Annotated in this window: 14 protein-coding genes and 1 pseudogene; 12 read left to right on the plus strand and 3 right to left on the minus strand. The window is 59.8% G+C overall.

Annotated elements, in window-relative coordinates:
• Positions 1-91: 91 nt before the first annotated feature.
• From ACFY9W_RS20340 to ACFY9W_RS20350, 3 genes and pseudogenes are all read left to right on the plus strand, one after another.
• Positions 92-433: pseudogene (locus ACFY9W_RS20340) on the plus strand (NCS2 family permease); the annotation flags it as partial.
• The gene (locus tag ACFY9W_RS20345; protein WP_391133832.1) at positions 428-1,327 is read left to right on the plus strand and encodes an RHS repeat-associated core domain-containing protein; all 900 of its coding nucleotides are present in this window, start codon (positions 428-430) and stop codon (positions 1,325-1,327) included. The pseudogene ACFY9W_RS20340 and the gene ACFY9W_RS20345, both read left to right, overlap by 6 nt.
• Before the next feature lie 143 nt (positions 1,328-1,470).
• Entirely contained in the window at positions 1,471-2,223 is a 753-nt protein-coding gene (locus tag ACFY9W_RS20350) for an RHS repeat-associated core domain-containing protein (protein ID WP_391133732.1), read from the plus strand.
• Between the two features lie 41 nt (positions 2,224-2,264).
• On the opposite strand, the gene uraH is transcribed toward ACFY9W_RS20350, so the two are convergent.
• Positions 2,265-2,618, minus strand: coding sequence for a hydroxyisourate hydrolase (uraH, locus tag ACFY9W_RS20355; RefSeq protein WP_016711727.1), 354 nt, complete (start codon positions 2,616-2,618; stop codon positions 2,265-2,267).
• Positions 2,619-3,017: 399 nt separating this feature from the next.
• Here uraH and puuE point away from each other — a divergent pair, with 399 nt between their 5' ends.
• The 7 genes from puuE (at position 3,018) to ACFY9W_RS20390 (ending at position 10,031) form a co-directional block, all read left to right on the plus strand.
• Positions 3,018-3,944 (plus strand): allantoinase PuuE, encoded by a 927-nt coding sequence (puuE, locus tag ACFY9W_RS20360; RefSeq protein WP_027592956.1) that lies wholly within the window; start codon positions 3,018-3,020, stop codon positions 3,942-3,944.
• Positions 3,944-4,459, plus strand: coding sequence for a 2-oxo-4-hydroxy-4-carboxy-5-ureidoimidazoline decarboxylase (uraD, locus tag ACFY9W_RS20365; RefSeq protein WP_391133735.1), 516 nt, complete (start codon positions 3,944-3,946; stop codon positions 4,457-4,459). Before puuE ends, uraD begins: the two co-directional genes overlap by 1 nt.
• Positions 4,460-4,508: 49 nt before the next feature.
• Positions 4,509-5,012, plus strand: coding sequence for an ureidoglycolate lyase (locus tag ACFY9W_RS20370; RefSeq protein WP_016488365.1), 504 nt, complete (start codon positions 4,509-4,511; stop codon positions 5,010-5,012).
• Positions 5,013-5,057: 45 nt separating this feature from the next.
• Entirely contained in the window at positions 5,058-6,386 is a 1,329-nt protein-coding gene (locus ACFY9W_RS20375; protein WP_391133738.1) for a urate hydroxylase PuuD, read from the plus strand.
• A 227-nt stretch (positions 6,387-6,613) separates the two neighbouring features.
• Complete coding sequence (locus tag ACFY9W_RS20380; protein ID WP_391133741.1) at positions 6,614-7,969, plus strand: solute carrier family 23 protein; 1,356 nt, start codon at positions 6,614-6,616, stop codon at positions 7,967-7,969.
• 140 nt (positions 7,970-8,109) lie between these two features.
• The gene (locus tag ACFY9W_RS20385) at positions 8,110-8,895 is read left to right on the plus strand and encodes an outer membrane protein OmpK (RefSeq protein WP_391133744.1); all 786 of its coding nucleotides are present in this window, start codon (positions 8,110-8,112) and stop codon (positions 8,893-8,895) included.
• 353 nt (positions 8,896-9,248) lie between these two features.
• The gene (locus ACFY9W_RS20390; RefSeq protein WP_391133746.1) at positions 9,249-10,031 is read left to right on the plus strand and encodes an outer membrane protein OmpK; all 783 of its coding nucleotides are present in this window, start codon (positions 9,249-9,251) and stop codon (positions 10,029-10,031) included.
• Positions 10,032-10,169: 138 nt separating this feature from the next.
• On the opposite strand, the gene ACFY9W_RS20395 is transcribed toward ACFY9W_RS20390, so the two are convergent.
• Positions 10,170-11,084, minus strand: a complete 915-nt coding sequence (locus ACFY9W_RS20395) for a DUF808 family protein (protein WP_391133749.1) — start codon at positions 11,082-11,084, stop codon at positions 10,170-10,172.
• Positions 11,085-11,216: 132 nt separating this feature from the next.
• Here ACFY9W_RS20395 and ACFY9W_RS20400 point away from each other — a divergent pair, with 132 nt between their 5' ends.
• Positions 11,217-11,828: a TetR/AcrR family transcriptional regulator gene (locus tag ACFY9W_RS20400; RefSeq protein ID WP_010955036.1), complete on the plus strand. Its 612-nt coding sequence runs from the start codon at positions 11,217-11,219 to the stop codon at positions 11,826-11,828.
• Between the two features lie 134 nt (positions 11,829-11,962).
• On the opposite strand, the gene ACFY9W_RS20405 is transcribed toward ACFY9W_RS20400, so the two are convergent.
• Positions 11,963-12,403: a heme-binding protein gene (locus tag ACFY9W_RS20405; protein WP_391133752.1), complete on the minus strand. Its 441-nt coding sequence runs from the start codon at positions 12,401-12,403 to the stop codon at positions 11,963-11,965.
• 257 nt (positions 12,404-12,660) lie between these two features.
• On the opposite strand from ACFY9W_RS20405, the gene gcl reads away from it, so the two are divergent.
• Positions 12,661-14,436, plus strand: coding sequence for a glyoxylate carboligase (gene gcl / locus ACFY9W_RS20410; protein ID WP_391133755.1), 1,776 nt, complete (start codon positions 12,661-12,663; stop codon positions 14,434-14,436).
• Positions 14,437-14,462: the final 26 nt, after the last annotated feature.

Consider the following 14,462-nt stretch of genomic DNA (forward strand, 5'->3'; position numbering starts at 1 on the left):
CTCTTGGCCAAAGCCTGCTGGCATCCTATGGAGAGCGTCAACACGGGTGACGGGCCTTTCCTTTAGCCAACGGATATGTAGCTCGCTGCCCGTGACAGCGGCGGTGGTTGGGCTGCTGTTCATCGCGGCAATGTTCTGTGCACCGCTGGCCCGGATGATTCCTGCCTACGCGACTGCCGGCGCGCTGATCTATGTGGCGATGCTGATGATGGGCAGCATGGCGCATATTCACTGGGACGAAGCCACCGACAGCATTCCGGCGATTGTCACAGTCATCATGATGCCGCTTACCTCCTCCGTCGCCGACGGTATCAACGGTATTGCCCTGGGCTTCATCAGCTATGTGGCGCTGAAGGCCGGTACAGGTAAGTACAAGGAAATTTCCGCCAGCCTGTGGGTGCTGTGCGCGATCTTTATTGCCAAGTTTGTGTTCCCCAGACCTCCCCCACACCAACACAGGGCGCCTCAGCGCCCTTTTGTCATTTCCAAGGTCGCTACGCGCCCCTTTCACGACACAAAACTGCTTCTAGAATCACCGCCTAAGCCTGATATTTTTGCCAGGTGCCGATTGTGCCCTGGCCTGATACAAGCTATGCGAGACATTGCATCAATAGTCGCAGGAGGCAGCTCAATGCGGAAAGGTAATCCTGTACGGCTGTACACCCCTTATGGCCACAGCACGGTCAGCAAGAATCTGCTCGGTTTTAATGGCGAGTTTCATGATCCGATTTCCGGCCTGTACGCACTTGGTAACGGGTTCAGATCGTTCAGTACCACGTTGATGAGATTCATTAGGCCTGATGACCACAGCCCATTCGGGCAAGGGGGGCCAAACACCTACGCGTACTGCCTGGGAGATCCAATAAACTACATAGACCCGAGTGGAAAAAACGGATTTTTGAACGCATTGAAAACGTCGCTGCGTAAATTCCCCAGGGAATTCGCAAAAACGGCAGCAGAAACCGCATGGAATAAAAAGCGCGAGTTAGATCACCTCGTCAACCATCGTGATGAACATTACTCAAACAAGGGCATGCGCGTTACTCAGACCACCTCGGTGCAAACTTCGCAGCCAAAGACAATATTGAAACCAGCATCAGTACCGACACCATCCTCAACATTCCCAACCCAGCTCGTTGGCCGAGACAATAACAGAACCTCAATCTTACAACAGCTTTCGGCTCATGGCCTTGATCAAGCCGACGGTGCCAATGCAATCATGTTATTGCGTCAATCAAATCATGCTGCTTTACCCAACTCCCACATTTCTGATGCTTTTGCAACCACCGACTCAAAGGGAGAGCATGGCCGCATTCGCCAAACGTGAAGCTGGCACAAGTCTCGTGGTACCGGCGTGATGCGACCGAAGGCGTCAGCCGGTAGAACTGATATTTTTGCCAAGTGCTTAGTGTAATGGTGCTTGGTACAAGCCATCTGTGAATATCAGCAAGAAGCACTGAGGGAAACCCGATGCGCCATACACCTCAACACGCATGGTCGTATACTCCGTATGGTTATAAAGCAAACCGCGACTGCAAGGTCGGTTTCAACGGCGAGTTTCAAGATCCGGCCACGGGTCTTTACCCGCTCGGTAACGGGCATCGCATGTACAACCCGACGCTCATGAGGTTCTGCAGTCGAGACGACCTGAGTCCTTTCAGCGAAGGAGGACTGAATTCATATACTTACTGTTTGGGCGACCCAGTGAATCTGAGCGATCCGACAGGTAGGGCCGGCCTGTTCAGCAGGATAAAAAAAAATGTGACCAACACCTGGGATCTTGCCGGTAACTCCCTATTCCCACAACGTTCACAATCCGAACAAGGCTTCCATGGAGGAAGAGCCTTGATCAAAGACTACACGAGCAAGCACTCCTCCAGCACGCCCTTCATTGAAAAGCTAGGCACTGTGAACAGCAACCTGGCCAGCCATGGTGATGCCTCCCTGACCAGCGAACATGCTAAAGCCTATATCGATATTGCCGAGCGCACCAGAAGCGGAAGCATCTCAAATACCTCTGCCCATGTACTCGCCAGCCGAGAGTGGATGAAAGAACAAGGCGCACCGCGAATAGTCGGCACAAGCTTTAACTTATTAGCTGCACTGGCTGCCGGCGCAGAAGATCAGGCGTTGCTCAAGACAGGCAAGTCGCTGGGACATACACAACAAGTCATCCGTACCGAGACTACAAACATCCAGACGAAAAAAAGCCCGCCAGTGTGAGAGCGGGCCAAAGGACCTACGAAGATTCTTCTAGCGACCAACTAGCTTCCACGATAGGTCGAATAGCTGTACGGCGAGATCAACAGCGGCACGTGGTAGTGCTCCTGCTGCTCGTCGATGCCAAAGCGCAGCACTACAACATCCAGAAACGCCTGGGCCGGCAGTTGCACGCCACGGGCGCGGTAGTAATCACCCGCGCTGAACTGCAATTGGTAAACGCCGGAACGGTAATCGTCACCCTGCAGCAACGGCGCGTCGACGCGGCCATCGCTGTTGGTCAGGGCGGTGTTCACCAGCTCCAGCTGCTGGCCTTCGACACGGTACAACTCGACCTTGATCGAGCTGCCCGGGCAGCCATGCGCGGCATCCAGTACGTGTGTGGTCAAACGTCCCATTGCGTGTCGCCTCTTGTTCAATCTGTGGGCAAGAAATACTCAGCCAGCGCACCCAAGCAGGGCCTGCGGCAGGCGGGAATGGCGCCATTAAGACATTTCATCGCAAAATTGTACACAATTTTTTGTACCCATCCGTCGTACCCGGTGTTTCTTGCCCGCAAACGACCCATCGGTCGCAAATACAGGCACTGTAACGACCCTAATGTCATTAGCTGACCAATCAGGCAGGTTTCTTGCACTGTATTTCCCGGTCGCCGCGAAGCGACAAAAGGGAAGAAATGCGGAAAAACAGGCTTACAAAAGATTTCAGAAGTTGTATACAATCAGCCCATCCGGTGGTGCGACATCCCGACGCGGCCCGCCCACCACCCGCACAAACGCACAAGAAGGAAGACTGCAGTGAGCGCTGACTACCCTCGCGACCTGATCGGTTACGGCAACAACCCTCCTCACCCGCAATGGCCGGGCAACGCTCGCATCGCGCTGTCTTTCGTTCTGAATTACGAAGAAGGCGGCGAACGCAACATCCTGCACGGTGACAAAGAGTCCGAAGCCTTCCTGTCCGAAATGGTCGCTGCCCAGCCGTTGCAGGGCCAGCGCAACATGAGCATGGAGTCGCTGTACGAATACGGCAGCCGTGCCGGCGTGTGGCGCCTGCTCAAGCTGTTCAAGGACAGCGGCGTGCCACTGACCGTGTTCGCCGTGGCCATGGCCGCCCAGCGCCACCCTGACGTGATCCGTGCCATGGTCGAAGCCGGCCACGAGATCTGCAGCCACGGCTACCGCTGGATCGACTACCAGAACATGGACGAGGCCCAGGAGCGCGAGCACATGCTCGAAGCCATCCGCATCCTCACCGAACTCACCGGCGAGCGCCCCGTGGGCTGGTACACCGGCCGCACCGGCCCGAACACCCGCCGCCTGGTCATGGAAGAAGGCGGGTTCCTGTACGACAGCGACACCTACGATGACGACCTGCCCTACTGGGAGCCGAACAACCCTACCGGCAAGCCGCACCTGGTGATCCCGTACACCCTGGACACCAACGACATGCGCTTCACCCAGGTGCAGGGGTTCAACTGCGGTGAGCAGTTCTTCCAGTACCTGAAGGACGCCTTCGATGTGCTGTACGCCGAAGGCGCCGAAGCGCCGAAAATGCTCTCCATCGGCCTGCACTGCCGCCTGGTTGGCCGCCCGGCACGCCTGGCCGCACTGAAGCGCTTTGTCGATTACGCAAAAAGCCATGACCAGGTCTGGTTCGCCCGTCGCGCAGACATCGCCCGCCACTGGCACACCACCCACCCGTACAAGAAAGAGAACGCCTGATGACCGCCTTCAACACCCTCAAGCCATCCGCCCTGGGCCGCGACGCCTTCGTCAACGCCTTCGCCGACATCTACGAGCACTCGCCGTGGGTGGCCGAAAAGGCCTATGACCTGGGCCAACTGGGCGAACTGGACGAAATCGAGGCGCTGCACCAGCGCATGAGCGACATCCTGCTCAGCGCCAACCACGCCGACCAACTGGCGCTGATCAACGCCCACCCGGACCTGGCCGGCAAAGCTGCCGTCCAGGGCGAACTGACCGAATCGAGCACCAACGAACAGGCCGGCGCCGGCATTCACCAATGCACCGCCGAAGAGTTCGCCCGCTTCACCGAGCTGAACGACGCCTACAAAGCCAAGTTCCAGTTCCCGTTCATCATGGCGGTGAAGGGCAGCAACCGGCACCAGATCCTCGCCTCCTTCGAAAAGCGCATCCACAACGATGTGGATGCCGAGTTCAAGGAAGCCCTGGCGCAGATCAACCTGATCGCCCTGTTCCGCCTGCTGCAGCTGTAAGCAACAGCCGAACCTTTTTCAGTACAACGAACATATAAGAGAGACCCGCATGCGCACCCTGATGATCGAGCCCCTGACCAAAGAAGCCTTCGCCCAATTCGGAGACGTGATCGAAACCGACGGCAGCGACCACTTCATGATCAACAACGGCTCGACCATGCGCTTTCACAAGCTCGCCACGGTCGAAACCGCCGAGCCTGAAGACAAGGCGATCATCAGCATCTTCCGCGCCGACGCGCTGGACATGCCGCTGACCGTACGCATGCTGGAACGCCATCCGCTGGGCAGCCAGGCTTTCATTCCGCTGCTCGGCAACCCCTTTCTGATCGTGGTCGCGCCCGTTGGCGATGCACCTGTATCAGGCTTGGTCCGCGCCTTCCGCAGTAATGGCAGGCAGGGCATCAATTACCATCGCGGCGTCTGGCACCACCCGGTGCTGACGATCGAAAAGCGGGATGACTTCCTGGTGGTTGATCGCAGTGGTTCTGGCAACAACTGCGATGAGCATTACTTCACCGAGGAACAGATGCTGATCCTCAATCCCCACCAATAAGAAAAGGTCGATCATCGTTCACGGTGATCGGCAGAGGTACATACTGTGGAAGCACACCTTCACGAATGGCTGAACCTGAGCATTCGCTGGGTTCACATGATCACCGGTGTCGCCTGGATCGGTGCATCGTTCTACTTCGTCTGGCTGGAGAACCACCTGAACCGAAGCAACCCGCGCGATGGGTTGTCGGGTGATCTCTGGGCGATTCACGGCGGTGGTATCTACCACCTGGAGAAATACAAGCTCGCACCCCCGAAAATGCCCGAGAACCTGCACTGGTTCAAATGGGAAGCCTACTTCACCTGGATGTCCGGTATCGCCCTGCTGTGCGTGGTGTTCTACTGGAACCCGACCCTGTACCTGCTGGCCCCTGGCAGCACCCTGAGCGGTGCCGAAGGCGTGGCTATCGGTATCGGTTCGCTGATCGCTGGCTGGTTCATCTATGACTTCCTGTGCGACTCGCCCCTGGGCAAGAAGCCAGCGCTGCTCGGTGGTGTGCTGTTCGTGCTGATCATTGCTGCCTGCTGGGGCTTCAGCCTGGTGTTCAGCGGCCGTGGTGCGTACCTGCACACCGGCGCGATCATCGGCACCATCATGGTCGGCAACGTGTTCCGCATCATCATGCCGGCCCAGCGCCAGCTGGTGGCGGCGATCGAGAACAACCAGACGCCCGACCCGGTACTGCCGGCCAAGGGCCTGCTGCGCTCGCGTCACAACAACTACTTCACCCTGCCGGTGCTGTTCATCATGATCAGCAACCATTTCCCGAGCACCTACGGTAGCCAGTACAACTGGCTGATCCTGGCCGGTATCGCAGTGGCCGCGGTTCTGATCCGCCACTACTTCAACACCCGCCACGACAGCAACAAGTACGCCTGGACCCTGCCGGTCGGTGCCCTGGCGATGATCTGCCTGGCCTACGTCACCGGTCCGAAACCGATGGCTGTAAGCCCGGAGCAAGCCGCAGCGAAGATCGAGTACCAGCCGCTGCCCGCTACCGCTGTAGGTGGCAAGACCGCTGCCGAGCAGCGCGCCGAAGACGCCGCCAAGGCTGCTGCTGCACCTGCTGCACCTGCCGAAGCACCGGCTCAGGCCGCCGCACAGGCCGGGGGTGGTGACTTCGACAAGATCCACAATGTCATCCAGGAACGCTGCACCGTGTGCCACTCGTCCAAGCCGACCAGCCCACTGTTCAGCGCCGCCCCTGCCGGCGTGATGTTCGACACCCCGCAGCAGATCCAGGCCCAGGCCGCGCGCATTCAGGCGCAAGCGGTCGCCAGCCAGATCATGCCACTGGGCAACATCACCCAGATGACCACCGAAGAGCGCAAGCTCGTCGGTGACTGGATCGCCAAAGGCGCCCAGGTCAACTGACAGCACCTCGCAGGCCAACCCGCCCCCCCAAGGGAAACCACTTTCCCTGTGGGAGCGGGCGCGCCCGCGAAGAGGCCGGCAGCCCCGGCCTCAAGTTCAATGTGTTACGCAACAAGCAAGCATCGAGCGCCAGGCTTCACCGCGGGAACCCTGAGCTTCTTATGGAAGCTTGCCGCCTGAAACCTGCCGCTTGGATCCGAGAATAAAAACAAAACTCGAGGTGCTGCATGTCCGAGTCACGCAAGGCGTACATCCCCATTGCGCCGCCGCGCGAACCCTTGCCCCTGTTCCAACTGATCCTGGTTGGCCTGCAACACGTCCTGCTGATGTACGGTGGCGCCATCGCCGTGCCGCTCATCATTGGCCAGGCTGCCGGGTTGTCCCGTGAAGAAGTCGCTTTCCTGATCAACGCCGACCTGCTGGTCGCTGGCGTCGCCACCATTATCCAGTCGTTCGGTATCGGCCCAGTGGGCATCCGCATGCCGGTGATGATGGGTGCCAGTTTTGCTGCCGTCGGCAGCATGGTGGCCATGGCCGGCATGCCCGGCGTAGGCCTGCAGGGGATCTTCGGCGCGACCATCGCTGCCGGGTTCTTCGGCATGCTGATCGCGCCGTTCATGTCCAAGGTCGTACGCTTCTTCCCGCCTCTGGTCACCGGTACGGTGATCACCTCTATTGGCCTGTCGCTGTTCCCGGTGGCGGTCAACTGGGCAGGTGGTGGCGAAGCATCGGAAAACTTCGGCGCGCCCATCTACCTGCTGGTGGCCAGCCTGGTGCTGGCCGTGATTCTGTTGATCAACCGCTTCATGCGCGGCTTCTGGGTCAACGTGTCGGTACTGGTGGGCATGGGCCTGGGCTACATCCTGGCCGGCTCCATCGGCATGGTCGACCTGACCGGTCTGAACGAAGCGCCGTGGGTGCAAGTGGTAACCCCACTGCACTTCGGCATGCCGACCTTCAGCCTGGCGCCGATCCTGTCCATGTGCCTGGTGGTGGTGATCATCTTCGTCGAGTCCACGGGCATGTTCCTGGCCCTGGGCAAGGTGACCGATCGCGAAGTTACCCCGGGGATGCTGCGGCGCGGCCTGTTGTGCGATGCCGGTGCGTCGTTCATCGCCGGCTTCTTCAACACCTTCACCCACTCCTCGTTCGCCCAGAACATCGGCCTGGTGCAGATGACCGGGGTGCGCTGCCGCTTTGTCACCATCGTGGCTGGCGCACTGCTGATTGTGCTCAGCCTGCTGCCCAAGGCGGCCTTCCTGATTGCCTCGATTCCACCCGCTGTATTGGGCGGCGCATCCATTGCCATGTTCGGCATGGTCACCGCCACCGGAATCAAGATCCTTCAGGAGGCGGACATCGGCGACCGCCGCAACCAGTTGCTGGTGGCGGTGAGCGTCGGCTTCGGGTTGATCCCCGTGGTGCGGCCGGAGTTCTTTGCCCAGATGCCACAGTGGATGGAACCCATCACCCACAGTGGTATTGCCATGGCCACGGTCAGTGCCCTGGTGTTGAACGTACTGTTCAACATCCTTGGCGGTGCCGAACGCGCAGTGCACAACGACGCTTGTCACCAGCATTGAGCCAAGCGGGGCGGCGCGTTGCCGCCCCGCATTCACATAAGCCGTAACCGCTATACCGTCGGCCCGCCGGAATGGGCCGCCCGGGGCGCCTGCGCGCCAAAAAAACCGCCAACAAAAACAATAAGTCCGGGAATCACAACATGAAGCGCATCACCACGTCCCTGTTGTTGGGCAGCAGCCTGCTGGCCACCCTCCCCTCGCATGCAGGCGAATGGCTGCAATGGCACGGCGAAAGCCTGACCTACCTGTACGGCAAGGATTTCAAGGTCAACCCTGATATCCAGCAGACCATTACCTTCGAGCACGCCAACAAATGGAAGTACGGCGACACCTTCATGTTCGTCGACAAGATTTTCTACAACGGCAAGGCCGACCCCGGCAAAGGCGTGACTACCTACTACGGCGAGTTCAGCCCGCGCCTGTCGTTCGGCAAGATCTTCGATAAAAAACTGGCCTTCGGCCCGGTCAAGGACGTGCTGCTGGCCATGACCTACGAGCGCGGCGAAGGCGACAACGAGGCCTACCTGATCGGCCCCGGCTTCGACCTCGACATCCCTGGCTTCAACTATTTCACCCTGAACTTCTACGTGCGCAACACCGAAGGCAGCCGCCCAGGGGACAACGTCTGGCAGATTACCCCCGGCTGGTCCTACACCATCCCCGTGGGCAGGTCAGACATTCTGATCGACGGTTACATGGACTGGGTCACCGACAACGACCAGACCCGCCGTGGCACCTACCACGCCAACCTGCACTTCAACCCGCAGGTCAAATACGACCTGGGCAAGGCGCTGAACCTGGGCGCCAAGCAGCTGTACGTGGGCTTTGAGTACAGCTACTGGAAGGACAAGTACGGCATCGACAGCCGCGGCAACCTGGACAGCAACCAGAGCGTTGCCAGTGCCCTGATCAAAGTGCACTTCTAAGAAACTGACCAAACGCACAAGTTTGCATCACCCCGCTCCAGGACGGAGCACTTGAGGCGCGGCGCGCAAGCCAGTAATCTGCGCGCCCCCTCGATCAGGGCAGAACGGATTCTGCCTGCGTTTACTGACCGCTCAGTCAATGAATACGGGCGGTTGGCCAACGTGTTGCTAGCCTGAAAGACCCTTTTCATCCGTTCAGAACGAAGTCGAGCAGGAAGGTTTTGCCAACCCGGAAAAGTTGGCCCAACCCTTGCCAAACAGCTGTGGCCTATCGAAAAAAGCTGACTCGCAAGACAAAAAAAGCGCCAACACCGAGCGCTGACAACAGATCAATCAAGGGAGCGACACTCGCAATGCGTACCATCAACAGCCTGATCCTCGCCGGCGGCCTGCTGGCCTGTGGCACCACCTTCGGCGGCGACCTGCTGCAATGGCAGAACAACAGCCTGACCTACCTGTGGGGCAAGAACTTCAAGGTCAACCCGTCGATCCAGCAAACCGTTACCTTCGAGCACGCCGATGGCTGGAAGTACGGCGACAACTTCATCTTCGTCGACAAGATCTTCTACCAGGGGCAGAAAGACGCCGGTAACGGCCCGAACACCTACTACGGCGAGATCAGCCCGCGCCTGTCGTTCAACAAGATCTTCGACCAGAAGCTGGAGTTCGGCCCGGTCAAGGACGTGCTGTTGGCCATGACCTACGAGTTTGGCGAGGGTGACACCGAGTCGTACCTGATCGGCCCCGGCTTCGACCTGGCCATCCCGGGCTTCGACTACTTCCAGCTGAACTTCTACAACCGCACCACCGACGGCAGCCGCGCCGGCGACAATGTGTGGCAGATCACCCCGGTATGGTCGTACACCATTCCGGTCGGCGATTCCGACGTGCTGATCGACGGCTTCATGGACTGGGTGGTGGACAACGACGAGAACCGCCGTGGCACCTACCAGGCCAACCTGCACTTCAACCCGCAGATCAAGTATGACCTGGGCAAGGCATTGCACCTGGGTGAGAAGCAGTTGTACGTGGGTGTGGAGTATGACTACTGGAAGAACAAGTACGGTATCAAGGACAGCGATGCGTTCACCACCGACCAGAACACCATGAGTTTCCTGGTCAAGGTGCACTTCTGACCTGAGCCCTCCGGGCCGCGCTGCGGCCCATTCGCGGGCACGCCCGCTCCCACAGGGTCCGCGCTCGGCCCAAGGCAGGCACTTTACCTGTGGGAGCGGGCTTGCCCGCGAACCGGGGCAGCGCCCCGGCCATGCGCACTAGCTGGCCGGCCGAACTGCCCGCCACAGTTTGCCGACAACCGCCACCACTGCCAGCACCACGGCTCCGGCCACCACCCCGGCCACGCCATTGAGCAGCGCACCGGTCAATGCACCACCACGCCCTTCGCTGAATGCCTCGATGGCGTGATGCAGCGGCGCGATGCCGTGCACCAGAATCCCGCCGCCGACCAAAAACATCGCAGCAGTCCCGATCACCGACAGGCTTTTCATCATGTATGGCGCCGCCCGCAGGATGCCGTTGCCGACCCCCTGCGCCAGGCGAGATGCCTTCGTGGTCATCCACAACCCAAGGTCATCCAGCTTGACGATGCCACCGACCAGCCCGTAGACGCCGATGGTCATGACAATGGCAATCCCCGACAGCACGATGATCTGTTGTGACAGTGGCGAGTCAGCGACGATGCCCAAGGTGATGGCGATGATTTCTGCCGACAAAATGAAGTCGGTACGCACGGCCCCCTTGATCTTGGCTTTTTCATACGCCACCAGGTCGACGCTGGCATCAGCCACCGCCTCCGTGCGCGCCTGGTGCTGCGCGTCGTCTTCTTCCTTGCTGTGCAAGAACTTGTGCGCCAGCTTCTCGAAGCCCTCGAAGCACAGGTAGGCGCCACCGATCATCAACAATGGTGTAACCGCCCAAGGAATGAATGCACTGATCAGCAGCGCCGCCGGTACCAGGATTGCCTTGTTGACAAACGACCCCTTGGCCACCGCCCACACCACAGGGATTTCGCGTTCGGCACGCACACCGGTGACCTGCTGGGCGTTCAACGCCAGGTCGTCGCCCAGCACGCCTGCGGTTTTTTTCGCCGCCACCTTGGTCATCACCGAGACGTCATCCAGCACGGTTGCGATGTCGTCGATCAGTACCAGTAGACTGCTTCCTGCCATGTTTGCCTGTATCCAGATGTGTATGTGCCACGGATTCTAGCCCAAAGCCGCTGCCTTGAGCGCCCGTCGAGCCCGGTGCTACCATGCCCGATCCCTCTTAGAGGTGGCCAGACACGAGGAAGATCCCTGACCATGAGCACCATTCGCGAGCGCAACAAGGAACTGATCCTGCGCGCGGCCAGCGAGGAATTCGCAGACAAGGGCTTCGCCGCCACCAAGACCAGCGATATCGCGGCCAAGGCCGGCCTGCCCAAGCCGAACGTGTATTACTACTTCAAGTCCAAGGACAACCTCTACCGCGAGGTCCTGGAAAGCATCATCGCGCCGATCATGCAGGCCTCTACGCCGTTCAATGCCGACGGCGACCCGAAAGAAGTGCTGAGTGCCTACATTCGCTCGAAGATCCGCATTTCGCGTGATCTGCCGCACGCCTCCAAGGTGTTTGCCAGCGAGATCATGCACGGCGCCCCACACCTGTCGCCAAACCAGGTGGAGCAGCTGAACGAGCAGGCCCGGCACAACATCGAGTGCATCCAGCGCTGGATCGACCGCGGGCAGATCGCCCATGTGGATGCGCACCACCTGATGTTCAGCATCTGGGCGGCGACACAGACGTATGCAGATTTCGACTGGCAGATTTCTGCTGTGACCGGTAAGGCCAAGCTGGCTGACAGTGATTATGACGCGGCGGCCGAGACCATCATCCGCATGGTGCTCAAGGGCTGTGAGCCCGAGGCAGCCTGACAGGGCCAGTGGGGCTGCTTTGCAGCCCATCGCCGGCAAGCCAGCTCCCACAAGGTCTCCACAGTTCTCAGGCACTGTGATAATCCTGTGGGAGCTGGCTTGCCGGCGATGAGGCCAGAACAGGCAATGAAGATTTAGGCTGCTACCCCGGCATCCGCCCGCAACCCGACCTCCTCGATCGCACTGATCGCACACTGCTCGTCAATATCCGACGTATCCCCGCTGATCCCGACAGCACCCAGCACCTTGCCAGCCTGATCACGAATCAGCACCCCACCCGGTGCCGGCACCACAGGCCGTTCACCCATCCCGTTCAGCGCAGCAAAAAACGCAGGGCGCTGCTGAGCATCCAGCGCCAGCAAGCGCGAGCCCTTGCCCAGGGCAATCGCACCCCAGGCCTTGCCCGTGGCCACCTCAGGCCGGATCAGGCTGGCGCCATCCTCACGCTGCAACGCCAGCAAGTGCCCGCCAGCATCCAGCACCGCCACCGTCAGTGGCGCAGCATTGATCTTGCGGCCCGCCGCCAGCGCGGCATTCACCAGGCTGACAGCAACATTCAGGTTCAAAACGTTCATGGAAAGGTCCTCTTCTTGTTGTGAGAAGCCCTGAGGGCAGTTGAAAACCGATAGACCAAATAGAACACAACGAAATGTATTTTTGTATACAATATTTTGAAACGATCGTATGCGATGGCGCAAATAGCCGTTTTCACGGCCGCTTTGACGAAAGCTGGCCCACCCGATGAAAACCCATTGACCTGAGCCGCCAGCCGTGAATACACTCTGTCGCAACGCAAGTTGTATACAATTACAAAATCGATGAGGCACAAACCATGAGCAAAATGAGAGCAATCGATGCAGCCGTTCTGGTCATGCGCCGTGAAGGTGTAGATACCGCGTTCGGCATCCCGGGGGCTGCCATCAACCCGTTGTACTCGGCCCTGAAGAAAGTCGGTGGCATCGATCACGTCCTCGCTCGTCACGTCGAAGGTGCCTCGCACATGGCCGAGGGCTACACCCGTGCCAACCCGGGCAACATCGGCGTGTGCATCGGCACTTCCGGCCCGGCCGGCACCGACATGGTCACCGGCCTGTACAGTGCCTCGGCCGACTCCATCCCGATCCTCTGCATCACCGGCCAGGCTCCGCGTGCCCGCCTGCACAAGGAAGACTTCCAGGCCGTCGACATCACCAGCATCGTCAAGCCGGTCACCAAATGGGCGACCACTGTCCTGGAACCAGGCCAGGTGCCTTATGCCTTCCAGAAGGCCTTCTACGAAATGCGCACCGGCCGCCCTGGCCCGGTACTGATCGACCTGCCGTTCGACGTACAGATGGCCGAAATCGAATTCGACATCGACGCCTACGAACCGCTGGCCGTCAACAAGCCTTCCGCTACCCGTGTACAGGCCGAGAAAGCCCTGGCCTTGCTCAATGAAGCCGAGCGCCCACTGCTGGTGGCCGGTGGCGGCATCATCAATGCCGATGCCAGCGACAAGCTGGTCGAATTCGCCGAACTGACCGGCGTGCCAGTGATCCCGACCCTGATGGGCTGGGGCACCATCCCGGACGACCACGCACAAATGGTCGGCATGGTCGGCCTGCAGACCTCGCACCGCTACGGCAACGCCACCCTGCTGAAATCCGACCTGGTGTTCGGTATCGGTAACCGCTGGGCCAACCGCCACACCGGCTCGGTCGACGTCTACACCGAAGGCCGCAAGTTCGTGCACGTCGACATCGAACCCACCCAGATCGGCCGCGTGTTCACCCCGGACCTGGGGATCGTTTCCGACGCTGGCAAGTCATTGGACGTGTTCCTGGAAGTGGCCCGCGAGTGGAAAGCCGCCGGCAAGCTGCAGTGCCGCAAGGCCTGGCTGGAAGACTGCCAGCAGCGTAAAGCCAGCCTGCAGCGCAAGACCCACTTCGACAACGTGCCGGTCAAGCCGCAGCGCGTTTACGAAGAGATGAACCAGGTATTTGGCAAGGACACCACCTACGTCAGCACCATCGGCCTGTCGCAGATCGCTGGCGCGCAGTTCCTGCACGTTTACAAGCCACGCCACTGGATCAACTGCGGCCAGGCCGGCCCGCTGGGCTGGACCATCCCTGCCGCGCTGGGCGTGGTCAAGGCCGACCCCAAGCGCAAGGTTGTCGCGCTGTCGGGTGACTACGACTTCCAGTTCATGATCGAAGAACTGGCCGTGGGCGCGCAGTTCAACCTGCCGTACGTCCACGTGCTGGTGAACAACGCCTACCTGGGCCTGATTCGTCAGGCGCAGCGTGGCTTCGACATGGATTACTGTGTACAACTGGCGTTCGAGAACATCAACTCCACCGACGCTGCCACCTACGGTGTCGACCACGTTGCCGTGGTCGAGGGCCTGGGCTGCAAGGCCATCCGTGTGTTCGAGCCGGCCGAGATCGCCCCTGCCCTGCTCAAGGCACAGAAAATGGCCGAAGAGTTCCGCGTACCGGTGGTGGTCGAAGTGATTCTCGAGCGTGTGACCAACATTTCCATGGGCACCGAGATCAACGCGGTCAACGAGTTCGAAGACCTGGCCCTGGTCGGTAACGACGCGCCAACCGCTATCTCGATGCTGGACTGATCGCCTGACGCCCCCAGGCATACCCT

The organism is Pseudomonas sp. NPDC008258, assembly GCF_042956345.1.
Taxonomy (GTDB): Bacteria; Pseudomonadota; Gammaproteobacteria; order Pseudomonadales; family Pseudomonadaceae; genus Aquipseudomonas.

What these genes read in the sequence shown, in the direction of transcription:
- ACFY9W_RS20350 (WP_391133732.1), top strand. Translation starts at nt 1,471, where the DNA reads ATGCGCCATACACCTCAACACGCATGGTCGTATACTCCGTATGGTTAT.
- uraD (WP_391133735.1), top strand. Translation starts at nt 3,944, where the DNA reads ATGACCGCCTTCAACACCCTCAAGCCATCCGCCCTGGGCCGCGACGCC.
- gcl (WP_391133755.1), top strand. Translation starts at nt 12,661, where the DNA reads ATGAGCAAAATGAGAGCAATCGATGCAGCCGTTCTGGTCATGCGCCGT.
- ACFY9W_RS20395 (WP_391133749.1), bottom strand. Translation starts at nt 11,084, where the DNA reads ATGGCAGGAAGCAGTCTACTGGTACTGATCGACGACATCGCAACCGTG.
- ACFY9W_RS20390 (WP_391133746.1), top strand. Translation starts at nt 9,249, where the DNA reads ATGCGTACCATCAACAGCCTGATCCTCGCCGGCGGCCTGCTGGCCTGT.
- ACFY9W_RS20400 (WP_010955036.1), top strand. Translation starts at nt 11,217, where the DNA reads ATGAGCACCATTCGCGAGCGCAACAAGGAACTGATCCTGCGCGCGGCC.
- ACFY9W_RS20385 (WP_391133744.1), top strand. Translation starts at nt 8,110, where the DNA reads ATGAAGCGCATCACCACGTCCCTGTTGTTGGGCAGCAGCCTGCTGGCC.
- ACFY9W_RS20370 (WP_016488365.1), top strand. Translation starts at nt 4,509, where the DNA reads ATGCGCACCCTGATGATCGAGCCCCTGACCAAAGAAGCCTTCGCCCAA.
- uraH (WP_016711727.1), bottom strand. Translation starts at nt 2,618, where the DNA reads ATGGGACGTTTGACCACACACGTACTGGATGCCGCGCATGGCTGCCCG.
- ACFY9W_RS20380 (WP_391133741.1), top strand. Translation starts at nt 6,614, where the DNA reads ATGTCCGAGTCACGCAAGGCGTACATCCCCATTGCGCCGCCGCGCGAA.
- ACFY9W_RS20405 (WP_391133752.1), bottom strand. Translation starts at nt 12,403, where the DNA reads ATGAACGTTTTGAACCTGAATGTTGCTGTCAGCCTGGTGAATGCCGCG.